The organism is Bradyrhizobium sp. AC87j1 (genome assembly GCF_002936975.1).
GTDB lineage: Bacteria > Pseudomonadota > Alphaproteobacteria > Rhizobiales > Xanthobacteraceae > Bradyrhizobium > Bradyrhizobium shewense.
Genome location: NZ_PTFE01000017.1, coordinates 26,497 through 47,516, shown reverse-complemented (window position 1 = coordinate 47,516; position 21,020 = coordinate 26,497). Strand labels below are relative to the sequence as shown.

Here is a 21,020-nt window from a genome sequence, read left to right as displayed (position 1 = left end):
CCTCACGCGCCCGCCATCGCTTTTTCGATCGCGCTCAGCGCCTCGGTCGCCTTTGCGCCATCAGGGCCGCCGGCCTGCGCCATGTCGGGCCGGCCACCGCCGCCCTTGCCGCCGAGCGCCTCGGAGGCGACACGCACGAGGTTGACCGCGTTGAAGCGCGAGGTGAGGTCCGCGGTGACGCCGACCACGATGCCGGCCTTGCCGTCCTCGGTGACGCCGACGATGGCGACCACGCCGGAGCCGATCTGCTTCTTGCCGTCGTCGGCGAGGCTCTTGAGATCCTTCATCTCGATGCCCTCGACCGCGCGCGCCATCAGCTTGACGTTGCCGACCTCGCGCACGCCGCTGGCTGCGCCATTGCTGGCGGCCGAAGCGCCACCGCCCATCGCCAGCTTCTTGCGGGCGTCGGAGAGCTCGCGCTCGAGCTTCTTGCGCTCCTCCATCAGCGCGGTGATGCGCGCCGGGACGTCGTCGAGCGAGGTGCGCAGCTCGTTCGCCGCAGTCTTGGCCAGCGCCATGGTCTCGTTGGCGTGCCTGCGCGCATAATTGCCGGTCAGCGCCTCGATGCGGCGCACGCCCGAAGCAACCGCGCTCTCGCCGGTGAGCGTGATCAGGCCGATGTCGCCGGTGCGCCGCACATGGGTGCCGCCGCAGAGCTCGACCGACCAGCCGAGCGCGTTGGCGCCGCGCTCGCGCGCGGTCCTGCCCATCGAGACGACGCGGACCTCGTCACCGTATTTCTCGCCGAACAGCGCACGCGCTCCGGCTTCGCGGGCTTCATCCACGCCCATCACGCGGGTGGTGACCTCGTCATTCTCCAGCACCACGTCGTTGGCGATGTCCTCGACGCGGGCCAGCTCCTCCGCCGTGATCGGCTTCGGATGCACGAAGTCGAAGCGCAGGCGATCTGGCGCAACCATCGAGCCGCGCTGGGCGATGTGGTCGCCGAGCACCTGGCGCAGCGCCTCGTGGATGAGATGCGTCGCCGAATGATGCGCGCGGATCGAGGAGCGCCTGGAATGATCGACCTCAAGCTGCAGCGCGGTGCCGAGCTTCAGCTCGCCGCTCTCCACGTTGCCGACATGCACGAAGAAATCGCCGAGCTTCTTCTGCGTGTCGGTGACGCGGAACTTGATGCCGCCCTCGCCCGTGAGCACGCCGATGTCGCCGACTTGGCCGCCGGACTCCGCGTAGAACGGCGTCTGGTTCAGCACGATCGCACCGGTGTCGCCGGCCTTCAGGCTGGCGACCTCCGCACCGTCCTTCACCAGCGCCGACACCACGCCTTCAGCGCTCTCGGTCTCATAGCCCAGGAATTCGGTGGCCCCGAGCTTTTCGCGCAGCGGGAACCAGATCGCCTCGGACGCAGCTTCCCCGGACCCCTTCCAGGACTCGCGCGCCTTGGCCTTCTGCCGCTCCATCGCATCGGAGAAGGAAGCCTGGTCGACGCTGATGCCGCGCGACTTTAGCGCGTCCTGCGTCAGGTCGAGCGGGAAGCCGTAGGTGTCGTACAGCGTGAAGGCGACGTCGCCATCGAACATGTCGCCCTTTTTCAACGACGCGCTCTTCTCGTCGAGGATGGCGAGGCCGCGGGTCAGCGTCTTGCGGAAGCGGGTCTCTTCCAGCCGCAGCGTTTCCTCGATCAGATTCTCCGCGCGCATCAGGTCGGGATAGGCCTGGCCCATCTCGCGCACCAGCGCCCAGACCAGCCGATGCATCAGCGGCTCTTTCGCACCCAGCAACTGCGCATGGCGCATCGCGCGGCGCATGATCCGGCGCAGCACGTAGCCGCGGCCCTCGTTCGAGGGCAGCACGCCGTCCGCGACCAGGAAAGCCGAGGAGCGCAGATGGTCGGCGATGACGCGGAACGAGGCGACGGTCTGCTCGTTCGGCCCGCTGCCGAGCGCCGACGACGTCGCGTCGATCAAATGGCGGAACAGGTCGGTCTCGAACACGCTGTCGACGCCCTGCATGATGCAGGCCATACGCTCCAGGCCCATGCCGGTGTCGATCGAGGGACGCGGCAGATCCACGCGCTCCTCCTTCGTCACCTGCTCATATTGCATGAACACGAGATTCCAGAATTCGAGGAAGCGGTCGCCGTCCTCTTCCGGCGAGCCCGGAGGTCCGCCCCAGATGTGATCGCCACGGTCGATGAAGATCTCCGAGCACGGGCCGCACGGGCCGGTGTCGCCCATCGCCCAGAAATTGTCCGAGGTCGGAATGCGGATGATGCGGTCGTCGGAGAAGCCGGCGATCTTCTTCCAGAGTCCGTGCGCCTCGTCGTCGGTGTGGTAGACGGTGACGAGCAGCTTGTCCTTGTTGAGCCCGAAATCCTTGGTGATCAGCGTCCAGGCGAGCTCGATCGCGCGCTCCTTGAAATAGTCGCCGAACGAGAAGTTGCCGAGCATCTCGAAGAAGGTGAGATGGCGCGCGGTGTAGCCGACATTGTCGAGGTCGTTGTGCTTGCCGCCGGCGCGCACGCATTTCTGCGACGTGGTCGCGCGCTGATAGGGCCGCTTCTCGACGCCGGTGAAGACGTTCTTGAACTGCACCATGCCGGCATTGGTGAACATCAACGTCGGATCGTTGCGCGGCACCAATGGCGAGGACGACACGATCTCGTGGCCGTTCTCGGCAAAGAAGTTCAGAAAGGTCGACCTGATCTCGTTGACGCCGCTCATGTTCATCCAATCGGGTGTGCTTGGACCCGCTTTCTCGCCATCCAAACCGGAACGTTAAGGCTGATATCTGCGGGCCACAGCGCTTTTAGACAAGGCCAGCTTCGCTGTCCAGAAACTGTGCAAGGAGATCAGAGGGTTGCCGCAGCCGCTCAATCCCCTTCGCAATCCCGTTGATAGGGCAAGCGGACGCGTTGACAGGCTTGACCGCCCTGTGGTCTGTACCCATCTGTATCGTACGGCCACGTCGGGAGAGACCGGCTTTAGGCAGCCGGCGCCGAAGGAGCAACCGCCCCGGAAACTCTCAGGCAAAAGGACCGCGTGGCTTTGACAGCATCTGGAAAGAGGCGCCGACGGGTTTAGACCCGGATGGCACCCGCCGACGGGATAATACTCTCAGGCACAGCGACAGATGGGGCTTCGACCGGTGTCCTCAGGGAATCGTCCCGGGGGAACCGCCGAGGGCCCCTGTGATGCTAGCGCACGACGACCAAGATTCCCTGAAACGTACGCCCCTTCATGGGCTTCATGTCTCCCTGGGCGGCAAGATGGTGCCGTTCGCGGGCTATGACATGCCCGTGCAATACCCCGCGGGCGTGCTGAAGGAGCACCTCCATACCCGAGCCTCCGCCGGCCTGTTCGACGTCTCCCATATGGGCCAGATCGCGCTCAGGCCGAAATCCGGCAGGGTCGAAGACGCCGCCCGCGCGCTGGAACGGCTGGTGCCGCAGGATATCGTGGCGATCGCGCCGGGACGGCAACGCTACGCCCAGTTCACCAATGAAGGCGGCGGCATTCTCGACGACCTGATGGTCGCCAATTTCGGCGATCACCTCTTCCTGGTCGTCAACGCCGCCTGCAAGGACGCCGACGAGGCGCATCTGCGCGCGAATCTCTCTGGCGACTGCGTCATCGATTCCCTCACAGACCGTGCGCTGATTGCGCTGCAGGGGCCGAAGGCCGAGGCGGCGCTGGCGAAATTGTGTGCAGAGGCGCCCGCCATGAAGTTCATGGATGCCGGCCCGCATGAGGTCGCCGGGATCAAGTGCTTCGTCTCGCGCTCGGGCTACACCGGTGAGGACGGTTTTGAGATATCGGTTCCGGCCGCCGATGCCGGACGCCTCGCCAAGATGCTGCTGGACAATCCCGACGTGCTGCCGATCGGCCTGGGCGCCCGAGACAGCCTGCGGCTGGAAGCCGGGCTCTGCCTCTACGGCCACGACATCGACACCATGACCACGGCGGTTGAGGCCGCGCTGGAATGGTCGGTGCAGAAGTCGCGCCGCAGCGGCGGCGCGCGCGCCGGCGGCTTTCCCGGCGCCGAAAAAATCCTCGCCCATTTCGACAACGGCGCGGCCCGCCGCCGCGTCGGCCTGCTTGCCCAGGGACGCGCGCCGGTCCGCGAGGGCGCGCGACTGTTTGCTGACAGCGCCGGCGGCGAGCCGATTGGACAAGTCACATCGGGCGGTTTCGGCCCAAGCCTGAATGCGCCGGTCGCGATGGGCTATGTGCCCACCGCATCGAGCGCGCTCGGCACACAACTCTTCGCCGAGGTGCGCGGCCAGCGTCTGCCGGTCGCTGTCGCGGCCATGCCCTTCGTCAAGAACACCTACAAACGCTGAGGATTCGAGAATGACCACGACGCTGTACACCTCCGACCATGAATGGCTCGCCATCGAGGGCGACGTCGCCACCGTCGGCATCACCGACTACGCCCAGCAGCAGCTCGGCGACGTCGTGTTCGTCGAACTGCCCAAGGTCGGCCGCACCCTGAAGAAGGCGGAAGCCGCCGCCGTCGTTGAATCGGTCAAGGCGGCTTCCGACGTCTACGCGCCGATTAGCGGCGAAGTGCTCGAGACCAACGCCGAGCTCGCGGCCGAGCCGGCGCTGGTGAACTCGGACGCGCAAGGCAAGGCGTGGTTCTTCAAGATCAAGATGGCCGACAAGGGCGAACTCGGCGGCCTGATGGATGAAGCCGCGTACAAGGCACATACGGCTTAAGGACGATGGAGCAAGCGATGACCGCGCACCGCAAAACCAACGGCGACGCCGCCGCCAGTTTCGTTCGCCGCCATATCGGCCCGTCGGCGCGCGATGTCACCGCCATGCTCGAAACCGTCAGCGCCAAGAGCGTCGACGCCCTGATGGCGGAGACGCTGCCGGCCTCGATCCGGCAGGCCGCCCCGCTCGACCTCGGCAAGCCGCTCAGCGAGACCGAGGCGATCGCGCATATGGGCGAACTCGCAGCCCAGAACCAGGTCTTCACCTCGCTGATCGGCCAAGGCTATTCCGGCACGATCCTGCCCGCGGTGATCCAGCGCAACATCCTGGAGAACCCGGCCTGGTACACGGCCTACACGCCCTACCAGCCCGAGATCAGCCAGGGCCGGCTGGAGGCGCTGCTCAACTTCCAGACCATGATCTGCGACCTCACCGGGCTCGACGTCGCCAACGCCTCGCTGCTGGACGAGGCCACCGCCGCGGCGGAAGCGATGGCGCTCGCGGAGCGGCACTCTCAGGTCAAGGCGCAGGCCTTCTTCGTCGACAAGGACGTACATCCGCAGACGCTGGCTGTGATGCGCACCCGCGCCGAGCCGCTGGGCTGGACCCTGATCGTCGGCGATCCCCTCACCGATCTCGACAAGGCCGACGTGCTCGGCGCGCTGCTGCAATATCCGGGCTCTTCAGGCGCGGTGCGCGACCTCAGGCCCGCGATCGCAACATTGAAGGCCAAGGGCGCGCTCGCGATCGTTGCCGCCGATCTGCTGGCCCTGACGCTGCTCGCCTCGCCCGGCGAACTCGGCGCCGACATCGCGATCGGCTCCGCGCAGCGTTTTGGCGTGCCGATGGGTTATGGCGGACCGCACGCGGCCTACATGGCGGTGCGCGATGCGCTGAAGCGCTCGCTGCCCGGCCGCATCGTCGGCCTCTCCGTGGATTCCCGCGGGATGCCTGCCTATCGCCTCGCGTTGCAGACCCGCGAACAGCACATTCGCCGCGAGAAGGCGACCTCCAACATCTGCACCGCGCAGGTGCTGCTCGCCGTGATCGCCTCGATGTATGCGGTCTATCACGGCCCCGAAGGGCTGACGCAGATCGCCCGCAATGTGCATCGCCGCGCCGCCGTGCTCGCGAGCGGCCTGCGCAAGCTCGGCTTCGCGCCTGATAGCGAAAACTTCTTCGACACGATCAGCGTCGATGCCGGCGCCAAGCGCGCCGAAATCGTCGCACGCGCGGCGGCCGAGAAGATCAATCTCGGCGTCGGCGCCACCAGCTTGCGCATCGCGCTCGACGAGACCACGACGCCCGCGACGGTCGAAGCGGTCTGGCGCGCCTTCGGCGGCAAGCTCGCCTATGCCGAGTTGGAGGCGACCACGCGCGAGGCGCTGCCGGAGGTGCTGAAGCGTGCGACCTCCTTCCTCACCCATCCCGTCTTCCACGCGCATCGCTCGGAGACCGAGATGCTGCGCTACATGCGCAAGCTCAGTGACCGCGACCTCGCGCTCGACCGTGCGATGATCCCGCTGGGATCCTGCACCATGAAGCTGAACGCGACCACCGAGATGATGCCGCTGACCTGGCCGGAGTTCGGCTCGCTGCATCCGTTCGTCCCGCGCGAGCAGGCCAAGGGCTATCACGCACTGATCGCGCGCCTGGAAAAATGGCTGTGCGACATCACCGGCTATGACGCGATCTCGCTGCAGCCGAACTCGGGCGCGCAGGGCGAATATGCCGGACTTCTTGCCATTCGTGGCTACCATGCCGCGCGTGGCGAGACGCACCGCAAGATCTGCCTGATCCCCTCCTCCGCCCACGGCACCAACCCGGCTTCGGCCGCGATGGTCGGCATGGACGTGGTGGTGGTTGCCTGCGAGAAGAACGGCGACGTCGACGTCAATGATCTCCGCGCCAAAGCCGAGAAGCATGCGAACGATCTCGCTGCGGTCATGATCACCTATCCCTCGACGCACGGCGTGTTCGAGGAGCACATTCGCGAGATCTGCGACATCGTGCACGGCCATGGCGGCCAGGTGTATCTCGACGGCGCCAACCTCAATGCGCAGGTCGGTCTCTCCAGGCCCGGCGATTACGGCGCCGATGTCAGCCATCTCAATCTGCACAAGACCTTCTGCATCCCGCATGGCGGCGGCGGCCCCGGCATGGGCCCGATCGGCGTGAAGGCGCATCTGGCGCCGTTCCTGCCGGGTCATCCGGCGACCCAAGGCGACGCACCGGTCGGCCCGGTCTCGGCCGCGCCGTTCGGTTCGGCCTCGATCCTCACCATCTCCTACATTTACATCCTCATGATGGGCGGTGAAGGCCTGAAGCGCGCCACCGAGATCGCGATCCTCAACGCCAACTACATCGCCGCGCGCCTCGATCCGCATTTCCCGGTGCTCTACAAGAACGCCAAGGGCCGCGTCGCCCATGAGTGCATCGTCGATCCCCGTCCGCTGAAGAATACGAGCGGCGTCACCGTCGACGACATCGCCAAGCGCCTGATCGACTACGGCTTCCACGCGCCGACCATGAGCTTCCCGGTGCCGGGCACGCTGATGATCGAGCCGACCGAATCGGAATCCAAGGCCGAGCTGGATCGTTTTTGTGATGCCATGATCGCGATCCGGAAAGAAATCGCCGAGGTCGAAGCCGGCCGCTTCAAGATTGAGGCCTCACCGCTGCGCCACGCTCCGCACACCGTTCACGACATCGCCGACGATGATTGGAAGCGCGCCTACACCCGCGCTGAGGGCTGCTTCCCCGCCGGCACCTCGCGGGCCGACAAATACTGGAGCCCGGTCGGGCGCGTCGACAACGTCTATGGGGACCGCAACCTCGTGTGCTCCTGCCCGCCGGTGAGCGATTACGCGGAAGCCGCGGAGTAAGACACAACGGAGGTCTCGTAGGGTGGGCAAAGCGAAGCGTGCCCACCACCTTTGCATGATGTGAAAGATCGTGGGCACGGCGCTTACGCGCCTTTGCCCACCCTACGGCTCCTGACCTAAGGCGCGATCAACGAGCGACTCTCCTCCTGCCACCGCCACAGTCGATCGTTGGTCAGCAACGTACCGCCCCACCAGCGCCGAATCGGATTGTACCGGCGGAAATCCTCCCGACCTTCCAGAACCGCTTTGCCAAACTCCGTCAGCGACAGCCGGCTCCGGCGAAAGGCGGCGTTTCGACCTCGCGCATCGTGCGGGGGAAGCGTCTCGAGTTTCGGATCGAGACCTGCGATCGCCGGCACCGGGCCGGAGGCAAGCCCTTCGAGCAACGGCCCAAGCTCCCACTGGTCAAACACGCGCGTTTCGAGCAGCCCGCCCGGCTGAAACAGCTCCTTTGTGCGGCTGTAGCCTGCCGCAATCAGATCGAGAAGCCGCGATTCCGTCGCGCCCAGTCCCGTCGTCGTTGACGGCAGTTCTGCCAGCAATTGCTCCATCGCCGGCTTCAGGAAGGGCAGCGTGGGAAACTCACGCCCCAGCAGTCCAAAACAGAGCTCCGGCGTGGGGGCCCGATAAGCTTCCCAGGCCATGCGAGCGGCCTCGAAGTCGGGCTCCGTCACGTCGAACACCCGCACGGCACGATCGCGCAGCCTCACAGCGTCTGCTTCGAGCAGATCGAAATCGACGAGCCGCAATTTAAGTCGCTCGGCCATGTAGGATTGTGAGCGCAGGTAATCGAGAATCCAGACCAGCTGCAATTGATCGTTCGGACGCGGATCAAACCAGAGTTCGATGAGATCGAAGCCGTAGGCTTTGCAGAACCAATCTAGCGGGAGCTGTTTGTGCGCGAGGCCCATCTCGGGAGATCGGGCAACAAGATCGGACCACCGCACTTCGCCGATGTGACGGCCTCCCTTGAGGTACGCTTCGAGGTGGTGCGACGTAGGCAGGGGCCCAGATACGAATCGAAAGATCAACGGGACGACCATGTCAGCGCGATCGGCATAGGTGAGGCCAGCGCCGGACGAACTGGTCAGAATCATCCGTTTCATCGTCGGCGCGCCCCACCCTCACGCAAAACGAAACGGGCACTGACGACGTCGGCAACTCAACGTCTTCAGCGCCCGCTCCTCGCGAAAACTCTTCGCGTTAGATCTTACTCTTCCGCCGGCTCCTCGCCGTCGGCGTCGCTCTCCGGCGTGCCGGCCAAAATCTGCTCGGAGATCAGGCCGGAGTTCTGGCGGATCGAGGTCTCGATCTTGGCGGTGATGTCGGGGTTGGCCTTCAGGAACGCTTTCGAGTTCTCGCGGCCCTGGCCGAGACGCTGGCTGTCATAGGAGAACCAGGCGCCTGACTTCTCGACGATGCCGGCCTTGACGCCGAGATCGAGGATCTCGCCCATCTTGGAGACGCCCTCGCCGTACATGATGTCGAACTCGACCTGCTTGAAGGGCGGCGCCAGCTTGTTCTTCACCACCTTCACGCGCGTGGTGTTGCCGACCACTTCGTCGCGCTCCTTGATCGCGCCGATGCGGCGGATGTCGAGGCGGACGGAGGCGTAGAACTTCAGCGCGTTGCCGCCTGTCGTGGTTTCCGGCGAGCCGTACATCACACCGATCTTCATGCGGATCTGGTTGATGAAGATCACCATGGTGTTGGACTTGTTGATGGAGGCGGTCAGCTTGCGCAGCGCCTGGCTCATCAGACGCGCCTGCAGACCCGGCAGCGCATCACCCATCTCGCCCTCGAGCTCGGCCTTCGGCACCAGCGCGGCGACCGAATCGATCACCATGACGTCGACCGCACCCGAGCGCACCAGCGTGTCGCAGATTTCCAGCGCCTGCTCGCCGGTGTCGGGCTGCGAGATCAGAAGCTCGTCGATGTTGACGCCGAGCTTGCGGGCATAGACCGGGTCGAGCGCGTGCTCGGCGTCGATGAAGGCGCAGATGCCGCCCTTCTTCTGCGCTTCCGCCACCGTGTGCAGCGCCAGCGTGGTCTTGCCCGACGATTCCGGCCCGTAGATCTCGACGATGCGTCCCTTGGGCAGGCCGCCGATGCCGAGCGCGATATCGAGCCCGAGCGAGCCTGACGACACCGCCTCGATGTCCATGGACCGGTCGTTCTTGCCGAGCTTCATCACCGAGCCCTTGCCGAACTGGCGCTCGATCTGGGAGAGCGCGGCGGCCAGAGCTTTACTCTTGTCCATGGAAGATCCTTCGACGATACGCAGGGCAGTGGCGGACATTGGGTCGTGCTCCTTATGGCGAGGATTCGCGTGAGGGACAAACGATTGGCGAGGCGGCTCGGCGATAAAAGCAACGTACCCCATTTGTTCTAGGTTCGCAATATGTTCTTTTGCAGATTTGGGGGTTGTCCGTGAGCATCTCCACGTCCCCCTCCCCATTCGCGTTGTGCACACAACTGGACAGACGCGGCTCCCGTTAATGGTCCTCAATGGGCCATCACCGCACGAAGCGTGGCCACTATCGGTGATGAGAACGCCGATTGCGCTCCCGCCTTCCTCGCACGGAAAGGAGCGCGCCATGTCCAGGCGGCGACGTTTCAAGCAGCAGCTGACGCTTCAGGACCGGCTCTCCGCATGGGTGAAGCAGGTCGAGGAGCAAGCCTCGAGGCTTCCGCCCGGGCCCGAGCGGGACGCCCTGCTCAAGAAGGCCCGCCAAGCCGACGTCGCCAATCACCTGCACGACTGGGTCATACCCCCCGGACTGCAGCCGCCGAAATAGCAGGGCTGCCGCAACGTGATTCCCCGGCCGAAGCTGACGCGCATCAAAGACGCATGGCCCGGCCGCCGTCAGAATTCCGTAATCCTGCGGCAACGAACCTTTTCGCGGTCTCGGGCCTTCTCCAGGATGGGACCGCAACTCTGGGGACCTCAGTCATGACGGACAACACCAACCGCGATACGATCAGGCGCAATCCCCTGCTGGAGGCGGCACAGGAGGAGCTGATGAAGTTCGAGCGCGCGGAAAACGAGTTCCGCAAGAAGGACCGCCAAGAGCGCGCCGCCGAGCTCCACCTTCCCCTGAACGAAATCAAGATCCACTAGATCCGGCCGGGGGCTTCCGAAGCTGACAAACGCGCACCGACGATACGGTGGCGGCCCTTTTTAAGACCTTGGGTGGCGGCGGGAGGCGGTCGCCTTATCACCGCAATCTGTCGGGAGGCCCAGGTCGGGCCGATTTGACCGGCCCACAGAGCGCCATGACGGCATCTAGACACCAAACTTAATCCATTGAAAAGACAACTGAATTTCCATGCGGCCTACTGTGCATGGGGTTGTTTTCCAGTTTTTGAGAATGCGGCAACCCCGTACCCATCATCCAGGGGAAGGCTGCGCCTGTCCTAAAGCAGCGCCAGCAGCACGAGGCCGATCACCAGCACCACGAAGCCAGCCGCTGTCGCGGCGGCGAATGACCGCTCTACGTTATCCATGATGCCACCCCGTGGTCGGCGTGCCACGTTTCCCCCATGGCTGCGCCGAACGCTGTGGAATCTTGCCGACCGGTGTGTCCGCAGTTGTGCGAACGGATGTCGAAATTGGGACCGGTGCGGGGCCAGTCTGCGGCCTCAGTGGTCGGGCTCGGAAATCTGCCGCCTGTCAGGCTGCCGTAAGCGGAGCCGGCTAGGATGATGAGGCTATGGTGTTGCAGCCCAGCACCTCAGCCTCCAATAACTTTTTGCCCCGTCTGGCTCTCCCCAGGCGGGGTTTTTTCATCCTTGCCGGGCGGCTCGCGGGTCCCGCTCCTCCTGGGTCAGGAGCAGCGAGAAGGCGCGGATCGCGGGCGCAGCCAGCAGCACGATCGGCAGCATCGCGGCCCAGGCGATCAGCCACGACACCATCCAGTGCCCGACGAAGCTCATCGCGCTGGCTGCGGGCAAGCTGGCGATTCCCGCCGCGATCAGCGAGGTCAGTCCGGACTGGATGATGCCGAAGACGAAATGACTGTAGCGGCGGGGAATGCCGAGCATGACGGGCCCTTGCTGTTTTTGCCGTCGCCAGACCAAGCAAGGCATATGCCGCCGCTTGCACGGAAACCGGTAACCCTCCGCGGGGGCCCCTGCGGCCCGTCCGATTCGGCGCACCGGCGCAGCCGGGTGCAGCCCAGGAACTTTGTTCATGGTCGGAGAACCACGGGTATGCGACAGCCTCACTGTCTCACGGACCGGCGTCTTTCGAGAGCCGGCTTGGCTTGTTTCGGGGCCGGCGCGCTTTCGAGATATCCCCGAGCTATCCGGGGCTTACCGACAAAATTTGCTTGTCTCCGGAAATATTGGGACGCCCAACATGTTTGCAGTCATGGAGAGTGAATCGTGGGAGGTCGCCATGAATCACAGGGGCGTCGAGTTCACCGTCGCCAAGACGGCGATTCCCGGAATCTGGCAGTGGCAGTTCCGCATTGGCGAGCAGGTCAAGACCGGCAAGACCGAGACGAAAATCGATCTGTTGGCGATTCGGCGCGTGCAGCTGCGTATCGACCGGGAGCTGAAGCGATCGGCCAAGCGGCCTGAACCGGCCGGATGAAGGTCGGCATCGGATGGCGCTTTCTGCGCCGCGGCTGGCGGTCCCGGCGGAACATCATCCGTAGCCGCCCGGAATTGATCTGGCGGTGGTTTGGGATTGGACTGCGCGCGCCCATGGCCCTGGGGACGAGGCCATCACGCGCGCGATCGGTGCCAGCTATGCCGTTGTATTTCTTTCGAATCCGGAATGGAAGTTACTCCGGCTGCGCCGATCAGGCGACGGAATTTGCCGATCGCAATTCGGCCTGGAAAGAGATGACCAATGTTTGCGCCGACATGACCGCCGGCATTGCCCGCAAGCTCCAGGAAAATTCCGAATGGCACATGGAGCTGCTGGACGAGACCAAGGAGCCCGTGTTCCGGATCCGCATCGTTGCCGAAACCCTCGACTAGCAAGCAGCTTCAATCCGCGCTGGGCAGCCGCCGCATGGTGAATTCGATATCGCCGCCGGGCAGCTCGCGCCAGCTCTCGACAACGCTCATATAGCCGGCCTTGGGGTAGCGGGCGAAGAAGGCCTGCGCCCTTTCCCGCGCCGCCGCGCGCGGCAGCGTGAAGGTCTCGCGCAGATAGCCGTCGCCGACCGTTTGGCCCGGCTTGCCGGCGATCTTGCGCCGGCCCGCCATCCGCTCGGCGAGATCCCGCGGACGGTCGGCCATGTCCTCCTCCTCTACGCGCTACGCTCAGCCCAATGTAGGGCGCGAGCCGGGTGAAGAGGAGTCCCGTCCGAAAGGCGTTGTGCTGCCCCCGGACGGAGCTGCGGTCAGTTGGCGGCCGTGCCACTCTTGGACTTCTTCGGCGCGCTGGTTGCGGCCGAGGCCTTCGGCGCCGCCGGCTGCTTCGGCGGATCGGCGCGCATGCCGCCCCAGGGATCGTTGGAGGTCTTGGAATCCGGGATCTTCTTCAGCGTTTCCTTGTAGGCCTTGTCACGCTCGGCTTCCGCGGCCTTTTCCTCGGGGGTCTTGCTCGGGGCGTCCTGCAGCAAATTCAGATTGGGCATTTGCGCATAGGCAGGTCCCGCCAGCACGGCCAGCACCGCGGCCAAACGGAAAAGCTTCATCGTCTACTCCTTGATCATCCATGGAGGCACGGTTCGCCCGTGCCTGGTCATCCTTGTCGCGGCCGGTCGCGACCGCCGAGGCCCGCTAGAGCCGATCCGATCTGCACGATTTCGGCGCATGCAGCCAGTCGTCCCAGATCGGACCGCATTTGGTGCACCCGCTCAGCGCGAGGCCGAGCGCGGCCATACAAAAGACGAGGACACACCGACGCAACATCATCCACCCATACCCCGAGCAAGCCATCATATCGGGCCAAGTCAGGCATTTTCAAGCCGACGGGACCGGCGCCAGACCGGGTGACTTTGCCGCGCCGATGCGCGCACAATGGGTCGAAACATCCGGCAATACAGGAGAGCGCGCCAGCAATGCAAATGCAGCCAGACACCGAATTCGGCCTCTCCGACGCCAGACGCATCCTCGGCGAGATTATTGCGCCCTGGGTCCAGGATCTCAATCTCGCGGTCGAGCGCCTCGAGCACGTGCAGCCAGCGGATGCGCCGGACTGGCAGCCCGGCGCACTCCTGCGCATGCCGTTTTCGGAGCGCTTGTGCCGGAACGGCGGCATGGTCTGCGGCCAAGCCCTGATGGCGCTCGCCGACACCGCGATGGTGATCGCGAACCTCGCGGCCAATCGCGGCTACCGCCCCATGACCACGGTCGACCAGACCACACATTTCATGCGCGCGGTTTCCTCGTCGGACGTGCTGGCGGACGCGCGCGTGGTGCGGCTCGGGCGCACCATGAGCTTTGGCCGCGTCACGCTGCTCTCGGCGACCGACAACAAACCGATCGCGATGGTATCGAGCGCGTTCGCGATGCTGCCGGGCTGAGCATCTCAAAAGAAGAGAGCCGCGTGGGCGCAAAGCGCACCGCGGCTCTCCATCACGATCGTGTCGAAGCAAGAGACCGAAGCGCGATTGCATCCTCGCTTCGGTCCGCACGCTTCATGACTTGCCGGGATTATTTTCCGAGCACTTCGTCGGCTGCGGTGACGATGCTGGCGGTCGGATTCTTTCCGCAATAGGCACCAAACTTCTTAGCGTTCTCGATGAACACGTCGGTGTCGATGATCGCGTTGTCCTCGTCGCCCTTGTACCAGCCGTCCATCCAGGTCAGCACGACCTGGATGTTGTCTTCGCCGCTATCGAGGAACTGCTTGCAGCTCATGGTCGAGAGGTCCCACTTGACGGCGTGGGCGGGCATCGACGACAGCGAGAACGCGGCGGCGAGCAAAATCGAAAGTGTGGTCTTCATCAGTATCTCCATCGGCGCGTAGCGCCATAAAAGAAGAGCGTGTGGGGAAAGTCGGCGGAGAGATTCTCCGCGTCAACGTCGTAAACGAAGTCTGAAGCGCTGTGCAAGTAGCGCCAGTATTGAGTTTAGTTCAACGTAATTTCTATGCACTACTTCACAATCATCATGATGGACCAACGCGGATGATCGAGAAGCGTGCAGCGCAGCGGTACCGTGTTTTCAAGGGTGGGACGATCACCTTTGAAAGCAGCGGCATTCCCTGCACCGTGCGAAACATGTCAGCGGGCGGCGCGGCGATCGACCTCGACACCCCCGTCACATTGCCGCAATCGTTCACGCTATCGATCGCGCGCGACGATTTCGTGCGGAATTGTCGCACAGTTTGGCGCAGTGACAAGCGCGTCGGCCTCGCCTTCGTGCAATAGCGCGCGCGATGTGAACGAACGTTCGCATCGCATCCACAACACGATTATGATTGCGTGATACGACGACGGCGACGCCAGCGCAGGCTTGCGATCACGAGCGCGGCGATCGCGATTCCGATCGCCGCGGATGCCCCGAAAAATCGTCCACCGGGACGATCGATGGTGCGCGACCACAATGTCGGCGCCTCGCCCGGCCGCGCCAGGCGGAACGCGACCACGCTATCGCCGATCGAGGTGCCGACTTCGGAGTGGCCGCCGGCGCCGATCGCGACATATTGCTCGCCCTTCCACAGATAGGTCATGGGATTGGCGACCCCGGGCACCGGCAGCCGTCCCTGCCACAGCTCCTTGCCGCCTCGCGCATCGAAGGCGCGCAGATAAGCATCCATCGCGCCGCTGAAGACGAGACCGCCCGCCGTGACCGCCAGTCCGTTGACGAGAGGCGCGCCCCAGGGCAGCGGCGCGCCGAGCGGCGCCAGGTCTTCGGTGGTCCCGACCGTCGAACGCCAGAGGATCTTGCCGGCCTTCAGATCGACCGCAACCATCTCGCCCCAGGGCGGCTTGTTGCAGAGCAGACCGAGCGGCGACATCGCCACCGCGCGCGACATCGCAAACGGCGCGCCGCGCTGCTGGCCGAAATCATGCCCCGGCGGCGGATTGAATCCGGCAGCCTCCGTGCGCGGGATCAGCCTGATGAGATGAACGGCGCGCCCGGTGTTGGCGTAGAGAATCTGCCGGACCGGATCGAAGGCCGCGCTGCCCCAGTTCACGCCGCCGCCGGTGAAAGGAAACTCCAGCGTGCCCTGCACGGAAGGCGGCGTGAACAGACCCTCGTTGCGCGCCTCCGTGAACAGGCGCTCGCAGGACGAGGGGCGCAGTTCCGGCAACAGCGAGAGCGCGTCGTCGGCCGAGATCGTCTGTGATGTCAGCGCCGGCACATGCGTCGGAAACGGCTGCGTCGGCGACAACATCTCCCCTTCCGCGCCGCCCTGCGGCACCGCGCGTTCTTCCACCGGCCAGACCGGCTTGCCGCTGTCGCGGTCGAGCACGAAGATAAAACCTTGCTTGGTCGGCTGGATCACGACGTCGCGCTGGCCATCACCGGCATCGAGGCGCGCGAGCGTCGGCTGCGCCGCCAGATCGTAATCCCAGACATCGTGATGCACGGTCTGGAATGCCCATGCGAGTTCGCCGGTCTCGATGCGCAATGCGACCACCGAATTGGCATGTTCGTTGTTGCCCGGCCGCTTGCCGCCCCAGAAATCCGGCGACGGCGAGGACGTCGGCAGGAACACCAGGCCGCGTGCCGCGTCGACCGACATCGGCGCCCAGACATTGGCGTGCCCGGCTTCGATGCCGTCACGCTTGAGCGGCTCGAAGCTCCAGCGCGCCCGGCCGGTGCGCGCGTCGAACGCACGTACGACGCCGCTCGGCGCATCGACGCGTCGGTTGTCGGAGATCGAGGAGCCGACCACGACGACATCCCGGCCAACGGCCGGCGGCGAGGTGATCTGGAATTCGCCGGGCCATTCCAGGGCAATACCGATATCGAGCTTCACCTCGCCGGCATTGCCGAAACCGGCACAGGGAATTCCCGTCTTCGCGTCCAGCGCGATCAGGCGGACGTCGTTCGTGCCCATGAAGATGCGCGATCGACAGGCGGCATTTGCGGGCGCCTCATCGTCGGTCCAGTGGGTGACGCCACGGCAGACGTAACGATTGGCGGGACGCTGATTGGTCGCGATCTTCGGATCGTAGCGCCATTTCTGCGCGCCCGTGCCGGGATCGAGCGCAATCACCTCGTTGAAGGGCGAGCAGAAGATCAGGCTGTCCTCGACGAACAGCGGCGTTGCCTGGAATTTGGTTCGCCGCATCACCTCCGGCGGGCGCGCCGTGAGATCGCCGGTGCGGAATTCGAAGGCCCGGACCAGATTGCCGACATTGTCGGGCGTGATCTGTTGCAGCGGGGAGAAGCGCGAGCCGCCGGCATCGCCGCCCCAACTTTCCCAGGCCGCGCTTGGCCGCACGGCAATCAGCAGCAGCGCAACGAGCCCGAGCGGAATTCGCAGGCCGGTCCGCAACGCTCGCCTCGCCCTATTTCGGCTTCTTGGCGGGTTCACTCTGACGGGCCCCGCCCCACGGGTCGTACTTGTCCTTGGGCTCGGGAATGCGCTCGAGCGCGGCCTTGTAGGCTTTCTCGTCGACCTTGGGCTTGTTGTCCGCCGGTTTAGCTCCGTCATTGGGTGGCCGCCGGCCCTGCGCCTGCGCCGAGGCAACCGTCAGCGCCATGACCGCAGCCGCTATGACCAAGATCCTCATTGGTGCAATCCCCCTCGTCTGGGGTACAAACTTAGCCTGCAATTCCGGAATATGAAATCCGCGAGTTCCAAGGTTTCCATCAGGCTTCCATAAAGACTTCAGCAAAACTTGATCGCCGGGGACTTCGCCGGATCGCATTCCTGCCTATCTGTTGGCCCGCAGGGGACCTTCACGGATGTTGCGGATCATTGCTCATGCAGCGCTGCTCGCCGGCGCGATCGCGCTCGGCGCCTGCGGCGTTGCCGACAGCCGCGCGCCAGTGCCGGAATTCATGCGCATGAAGGAAACCGAGCAGCCGCCGCCTGAACCCGCCCCCGACGTCAAGCGCGTGGTGCGCGAGCAGATCGATGCCGTCTTCCTCACCACCTCCTATCCGCGCGAGGTGCACGTCGCTTCGCCCCATCGCGAGGTGCGCGGGCCAGGCTGGACCGCCTGCGTCCGCGCCCAGCTCACCTCCGCGACCGGCACCTCGCTCGGCGCCCAGACCTACATCGTGACGATATCGGGCGGAAAGGTGGTCGATCGCCGCCGGGCGGAAGCCGACGACATCTGTGGAACGGAAACCTACGAGCCGATCTAGCAGCGAATCCGCATAACAAAGCTCCGGTTCCGGGAAAAACCAGCATCGCCACCGGGAACGATCGCCGCCTCCCCTTCTTGTTACCGCCGAGGGCAGTTTCGGTGGAGGACACGATGAAGACATTTACGATTGCGCTGTTGGCGGGTGTCGGCGCGCTGGCCGCGGCAACCGGTGCCAAGGCGGCGGACATCTATTCGACCAGCGAATACACGAACTCCGATCTCATTCAGGAAGTCCGGCTTGTCTGCGACGACGCCGGCAATTGCTATCGTACCCGCGGCGGCTCGCGCGTGATCGTGCGCGACTCCTACGCGACCATGCCGCGTGATCGCTATTATGAGCGACGCACCTATCGCGACTGGGACGATGGTCCGCGTGCCGGCGTCGGCATCCGGACACCCGGTGTCAGCGTGGGCGTCGGTGTCGGCGACCGCTGGTAGTTGATAGTTCCAGCATGGACGGGACCGGGCGAGACAACTCGCCCGGTCCCGTCGCGTGCTTGACTCAGATCACCACGTCAGGCGGCGACGGAATTGCTGCTGAAACTGCTCGTAGGCTGCGATCGCATCGGCGGCGTGGCGGCGCCTGGGCGAGTGCGGAAAACCCCTTCATGGTATCGGGAATGCCGCTCCCCGGCTTGCGCATGAATTTTACTCGCTGCAGTGACTTCAGGTTTCGAGCGGATCGGCCGGCGCAACGACGCGCGTCAGCGACGGCAGGTGGGTGACAAAGCGTGCGAGCACCATGCCGGCACACATCGCCGCGACGAAGATGAAGGCGGAAGAAGACCCGAACCCGAGCGCGGTCAGCGCCGGCCCCGGACAGAAACCGGCCAATCCCCAGCCGATACCGAAGATCGCCGGACCTGCGACGATTCCGAGATCGATATCGCTTCGCGTGGGGAGAAAAAATCGTTCGGCAAAGAACGGACGCGCGCGCCGCAGGACGCGCTTGAAGCCGATGAAGGTCACCGCCACCGCGCCGGCCATTCGAAGGCAAGGCTCGCATCCCATGTCCCGGCCGGAACGCCGCCGACGTCGAGGAAGTTCAGAACCTTCGCCGGGTCGGACATGCCGGAGACGATGAGGCCGAGACCGAAGATCAGGCCGATCACGAATTGAACGAGAATGGCCATCGGCGTCAGCTCCAGTGCCGCATCACGAAGACGGTCGCCATGCCGGCTACCATGAAGGTCACGGTCGCGACCAGCGAACGCGGCGAAAGCCGCGACAGGCCGCAGACGCCGTGGCCCGAGGTGCAGCCGCTGCCCCACACCGATCCGAAGCCGGTGAGCAAGCCGCCGACAATCAGGATTGCCGTTCCCGCCTCGATCGTCTGCGACGGCAGGCCTCCGGTGGCGAGCCGCACCAGCACGGGTGCAGCGACAAGACCGGCGACGAAGGCGAGCCGTCCAGCGAATTCGCCGTCCTCATAGGGCGGAAACAGCCGTGCCGCGATGCCGCTGACGCCGGCGACCCGTCCCTTCGCCCACATCAGCAGAACGGCGGACAGGCCGATCAGCGCGCCGCCCACGAGCGAAGCCATTGGCGTGAAAGACGTCGCAATCATTCGACCCTCCGCAAGATGCGCGCATTGAGCCTGGTCAAACCCATGCGGGACGGCCAGACGATATACTACAGCATCGCGAGCCGGGAAGTCCGCGTGGTGCTGGAGACGCTGTACCGCCTCTTCTGCGCACCCTAGGACGTCGCTGGCGCTAACGCGGGAGCGCGGCATGACCGACGACACCTTCATTGAGGGGCCTCTCTACGAGAAGCGCAGGAAGGTCTATCCGCAATCGGTCCACGGGCCGTTCCGACGCATCAAATGGGCGATCCTCTGCGTCGCGCTCGGGATCTATTATCTCTTGCCGTTCGTGCGCTGGAACCGCGGTCCTGGCCTGCCCGACCAGGCCGTGCTGATCGACCTGCCGCAGCGCCGCTTCTATTTCTTCTTCATCGAGCTGTGGCCGCAGGAGGTGTATTACTTCACCGGTCTGCTCATCATCGCGGCGATGGCACTGTTCCTGATGAACGCAGTCGCGGGGCGACTGTGGTGCGGCTATTTGTGCCCGCAGACGGTGTGGACCGATTTGTTCTATGCGGTCGAGCGCTGGGTCGAAGGTGACCGGCGCGAGCGCATGCAGGGCGACAAGCGCTACTGGACGTTCGACCACATCCGGAAGGTCGCGCTGAAGTATTTCCTCTGGATCATAATCGCCTGGTGGACCGGCGGCGCCTGGGTGTTGTATTTCGACGATGCGCCGACCCTGGTGAGGGAACTCGCCACCTTCCAGGCCCCGTTCATCGCCTATCTCTGGATCGGCATCCTGACCGCAACGACCTATGTCTTTGCCGGCCACGCCCGCGAGCAGGTGTGCATTTACATGTGCCCATGGCCGCGCATTCAGGCGGCATTGACCGACGAATGGGCGCTCAACGTCACCTATCGCCGCGACCGCGGCGAGCCGCGCATGTCCGTGAAGAAGGCGGAAGCCGCCCGCGCCCACGGCGATTTCGCCGGCGATTGCGTCGACTGCCACCAATGCATCAACGTCTGCCCGACCGGCGTCGACATCCGCCACGGCATCCAACTCGGCTGCATCCAGTGCGGCCTCTGCATCGATGCCTGCGACAACGTCATGCGCGAGATCGGCCGGCCCAAGGGCCTGATCGGCTACGACACCGACATCAACATGCAGCGCCGGCGCGACGGCAAGCCGCCGATCTATCGCATCGTTCGCCCACGCACGCTGATCTATACCGCAGCCATCGCCGTCGTCGGCGGCATCATGGTCTACACCCTCGCGACGCGCGCGACCATGGACGTCAACGTGCTGCACGAGCGCAATCCGCTGTTCGTTCAGCTCTCGGACGGCGGCGTGCGCAATGATTATACCGTGCGGATCCTCAACAAGGGCGCACAGCGATCGTTTGCGATCGAGGTCTCCGGGCTGCCCGGCGCGAGCATTCGGATTGCTGGCATCGAAGCCGCCCCCGGTGACAAGCCCGTCGTCGAGGTCGGACAGGACCAGACCCGCGAGGTCAGACTGTCGGTGCAGGTCGGGCCCGCCGATCTGCCGAAGACCTCGCGCGATGTCGAGGTCACGATCACCGATACCGCCAGCGGTGGATGGGCAAGCGCCCGTGATCACTTCCTGCCCGGAGACAAGTAAGGGTCTGCGTTGGACATCCGGCGCCGGATGCTCAACGAGACGTTA

At 64.8% G+C, this 21,020-nt stretch carries 22 protein-coding genes, 2 pseudogenes and 1 riboswitch; of the genes and pseudogenes, 13 read left to right on the top strand and 11 right to left on the bottom strand.

Features of this window, described 5'->3' with window-relative positions; genetic code table 11:
- Nucleotides 1-2 precede the first annotated feature (2 nt).
- A complete protein-coding gene (gene alaS, locus CV770_RS11880; RefSeq protein WP_201759808.1) occupies nucleotides 3-2,684 on the bottom strand; it encodes an alanine--tRNA ligase in 2,682 nt (893 codons plus the stop codon).
- Nucleotides 2,685-2,919: 235 nt separating this feature from the next.
- Nucleotides 2,920-3,010, top strand: a riboswitch (glycine riboswitch).
- A 144-nt stretch (nucleotides 3,011-3,154) separates the two neighbouring features.
- On the opposite strand from alaS, the gene gcvT reads away from it, so the two are divergent.
- Genes gcvT through gcvP form a run of 3 tightly spaced genes read left to right on the top strand, consistent with a single transcriptional unit; the run spans nucleotide 3,155 to nucleotide 7,567 of the window.
- Nucleotides 3,155-4,303: a glycine cleavage system aminomethyltransferase GcvT gene (gcvT, locus tag CV770_RS11875; protein WP_201759814.1), complete on the top strand. Its 1,149-nt coding sequence runs from the start codon at nucleotides 3,155-3,157 to the stop codon at nucleotides 4,301-4,303.
- A 10-nt stretch (nucleotides 4,304-4,313) separates the two neighbouring features.
- Nucleotides 4,314-4,682: a glycine cleavage system protein GcvH gene (gene gcvH, locus CV770_RS11870; RefSeq protein WP_104462466.1), complete on the top strand. Its 369-nt coding sequence runs from the start codon at nucleotides 4,314-4,316 to the stop codon at nucleotides 4,680-4,682.
- A 17-nt stretch (nucleotides 4,683-4,699) separates the two neighbouring features.
- Complete coding sequence (gcvP, locus tag CV770_RS11865; RefSeq protein ID WP_104462506.1) at nucleotides 4,700-7,567, top strand: aminomethyl-transferring glycine dehydrogenase; 2,868 nt, start codon at nucleotides 4,700-4,702, stop codon at nucleotides 7,565-7,567.
- A gap of 116 nt (nucleotides 7,568-7,683) precedes the next feature.
- Here the strand turns inward: gcvP and CV770_RS11860 are convergent, their stop codons facing one another.
- Nucleotides 7,684-8,664, bottom strand: a complete 981-nt coding sequence (locus tag CV770_RS11860; protein ID WP_349627975.1) for a hypothetical protein — start codon at nucleotides 8,662-8,664, stop codon at nucleotides 7,684-7,686.
- 113 nt (nucleotides 8,665-8,777) lie between these two features.
- Nucleotides 8,778-9,866 carry a recombinase RecA gene (gene recA / locus CV770_RS11855; RefSeq protein ID WP_091965478.1) on the bottom strand — a complete coding sequence of 363 codons (1,089 nt, stop codon included), beginning with the start codon at nucleotides 9,864-9,866 and terminating at the stop codon, nucleotides 8,778-8,780.
- Nucleotides 9,867-10,164: 298 nt separating this feature from the next.
- On the opposite strand from recA, the gene CV770_RS11850 reads away from it, so the two are divergent.
- The gene (locus tag CV770_RS11850) at nucleotides 10,165-10,365 is read left to right on the top strand and encodes a hypothetical protein (protein WP_104462464.1); all 201 of its coding nucleotides are present in this window, start codon (nucleotides 10,165-10,167) and stop codon (nucleotides 10,363-10,365) included.
- Between the two features lie 155 nt (nucleotides 10,366-10,520).
- Nucleotides 10,521-10,688 carry a hypothetical protein gene (locus CV770_RS42545; RefSeq protein ID WP_018316626.1) on the top strand — a complete coding sequence of 56 codons (168 nt, stop codon included), beginning with the start codon at nucleotides 10,521-10,523 and terminating at the stop codon, nucleotides 10,686-10,688.
- Between the two features lie 665 nt (nucleotides 10,689-11,353).
- Here the strand turns inward: CV770_RS42545 and CV770_RS11845 are convergent.
- Entirely contained in the window at nucleotides 11,354-11,611 is a 258-nt protein-coding gene (locus tag CV770_RS11845; RefSeq protein ID WP_104462463.1) for a DUF2798 domain-containing protein, read from the bottom strand.
- 355 nt (nucleotides 11,612-11,966) lie between these two features.
- Here CV770_RS11845 and CV770_RS11840 point away from each other — a divergent pair, with 355 nt between their 5' ends.
- A complete protein-coding gene (locus tag CV770_RS11840; protein ID WP_104462505.1) occupies nucleotides 11,967-12,164 on the top strand; it encodes a hypothetical protein in 198 nt (65 codons plus the stop codon).
- A gap of 158 nt (nucleotides 12,165-12,322) precedes the next feature.
- Nucleotides 12,323-12,556: a DUF6894 family protein gene (locus CV770_RS11835; RefSeq protein WP_028142812.1), complete on the top strand. Its 234-nt coding sequence runs from the start codon at nucleotides 12,323-12,325 to the stop codon at nucleotides 12,554-12,556.
- 9 nt (nucleotides 12,557-12,565) lie between these two features.
- Here the strand turns inward: CV770_RS11835 and CV770_RS11830 are convergent, their stop codons facing one another.
- Both CV770_RS11830 and CV770_RS11825 read right to left on the bottom strand, forming a co-directional pair.
- The gene (locus CV770_RS11830) at nucleotides 12,566-12,820 is read right to left on the bottom strand and encodes a hypothetical protein (protein ID WP_091965476.1); all 255 of its coding nucleotides are present in this window, start codon (nucleotides 12,818-12,820) and stop codon (nucleotides 12,566-12,568) included.
- Between the two features lie 104 nt (nucleotides 12,821-12,924).
- On the bottom strand, nucleotides 12,925-13,221 hold the full coding sequence (locus tag CV770_RS11825) for a hypothetical protein (RefSeq protein ID WP_091965475.1): 297 nt from the start codon (nucleotides 13,219-13,221) through the stop codon (nucleotides 12,925-12,927).
- Nucleotides 13,222-13,587: 366 nt separating this feature from the next.
- Here CV770_RS11825 and CV770_RS11815 point away from each other — a divergent pair, with 366 nt between their 5' ends.
- On the top strand, nucleotides 13,588-14,052 hold the full coding sequence (locus tag CV770_RS11815) for a PaaI family thioesterase (protein WP_091965474.1): 465 nt from the start codon (nucleotides 13,588-13,590) through the stop codon (nucleotides 14,050-14,052).
- Between the two features lie 130 nt (nucleotides 14,053-14,182).
- On the opposite strand, the gene CV770_RS11810 is transcribed toward CV770_RS11815, so the two are convergent.
- Nucleotides 14,183-14,476 carry an HdeA family protein gene (locus tag CV770_RS11810; protein ID WP_201759807.1) on the bottom strand — a complete coding sequence of 98 codons (294 nt, stop codon included), beginning with the start codon at nucleotides 14,474-14,476 and terminating at the stop codon, nucleotides 14,183-14,185.
- Nucleotides 14,477-14,658: 182 nt separating this feature from the next.
- Here CV770_RS11810 and CV770_RS11805 point away from each other — a divergent pair, with 182 nt between their 5' ends.
- A complete protein-coding gene (locus CV770_RS11805; RefSeq protein ID WP_165637733.1) occupies nucleotides 14,659-14,901 on the top strand; it encodes a PilZ domain-containing protein in 243 nt (80 codons plus the stop codon).
- A 44-nt stretch (nucleotides 14,902-14,945) separates the two neighbouring features.
- Here CV770_RS11805 and CV770_RS11800 read toward each other — a convergent pair whose 3' ends face one another.
- Nucleotides 14,946-16,982 (bottom strand): pyrroloquinoline quinone-dependent dehydrogenase, encoded by a 2,037-nt coding sequence (locus CV770_RS11800; RefSeq protein ID WP_245453743.1) that lies wholly within the window; start codon nucleotides 16,980-16,982, stop codon nucleotides 14,946-14,948.
- A 13-nt stretch (nucleotides 16,983-16,995) separates the two neighbouring features.
- The gene (locus CV770_RS11795; RefSeq protein WP_104462461.1) at nucleotides 16,996-17,220 is read right to left on the bottom strand and encodes a hypothetical protein; all 225 of its coding nucleotides are present in this window, start codon (nucleotides 17,218-17,220) and stop codon (nucleotides 16,996-16,998) included.
- Nucleotides 17,221-17,395: 175 nt separating this feature from the next.
- Between CV770_RS11795 and CV770_RS11790 the strand changes: the two genes are divergently transcribed.
- Together CV770_RS11790 and CV770_RS11785 are read left to right on the top strand one after the other, a co-directional pair.
- Nucleotides 17,396-17,800: a hypothetical protein gene (locus tag CV770_RS11790; protein ID WP_104462460.1), complete on the top strand. Its 405-nt coding sequence runs from the start codon at nucleotides 17,396-17,398 to the stop codon at nucleotides 17,798-17,800.
- A 113-nt stretch (nucleotides 17,801-17,913) separates the two neighbouring features.
- Nucleotides 17,914-18,240: a hypothetical protein gene (locus tag CV770_RS11785; protein ID WP_091965516.1), complete on the top strand. Its 327-nt coding sequence runs from the start codon at nucleotides 17,914-17,916 to the stop codon at nucleotides 18,238-18,240.
- Nucleotides 18,241-18,468: 228 nt separating this feature from the next.
- Here the strand turns inward: CV770_RS11785 and CV770_RS11780 are convergent.
- Nucleotides 18,469-18,935: pseudogene (locus tag CV770_RS11780) on the bottom strand (DUF6691 family protein).
- A 5-nt stretch (nucleotides 18,936-18,940) separates the two neighbouring features.
- Nucleotides 18,941-19,369, bottom strand: coding sequence for a YeeE/YedE family protein (locus CV770_RS11775; protein ID WP_104462459.1), 429 nt, complete (start codon nucleotides 19,367-19,369; stop codon nucleotides 18,941-18,943).
- A gap of 6 nt (nucleotides 19,370-19,375) precedes the next feature.
- Here CV770_RS11775 and CV770_RS44225 point away from each other — a divergent pair.
- Together CV770_RS44225 and ccoG are read left to right on the top strand one after the other, a co-directional pair.
- A pseudogene (locus CV770_RS44225) lies at nucleotides 19,376-19,504 on the top strand (transcriptional regulator); the annotation flags it as partial.
- Between the two features lie 31 nt (nucleotides 19,505-19,535).
- The gene (gene ccoG, locus CV770_RS11765) at nucleotides 19,536-20,975 is read left to right on the top strand and encodes a cytochrome c oxidase accessory protein CcoG (protein ID WP_104462458.1); all 1,440 of its coding nucleotides are present in this window, start codon (nucleotides 19,536-19,538) and stop codon (nucleotides 20,973-20,975) included.
- The last annotated feature ends 45 nt before the right edge of the window (nucleotides 20,976-21,020 follow it).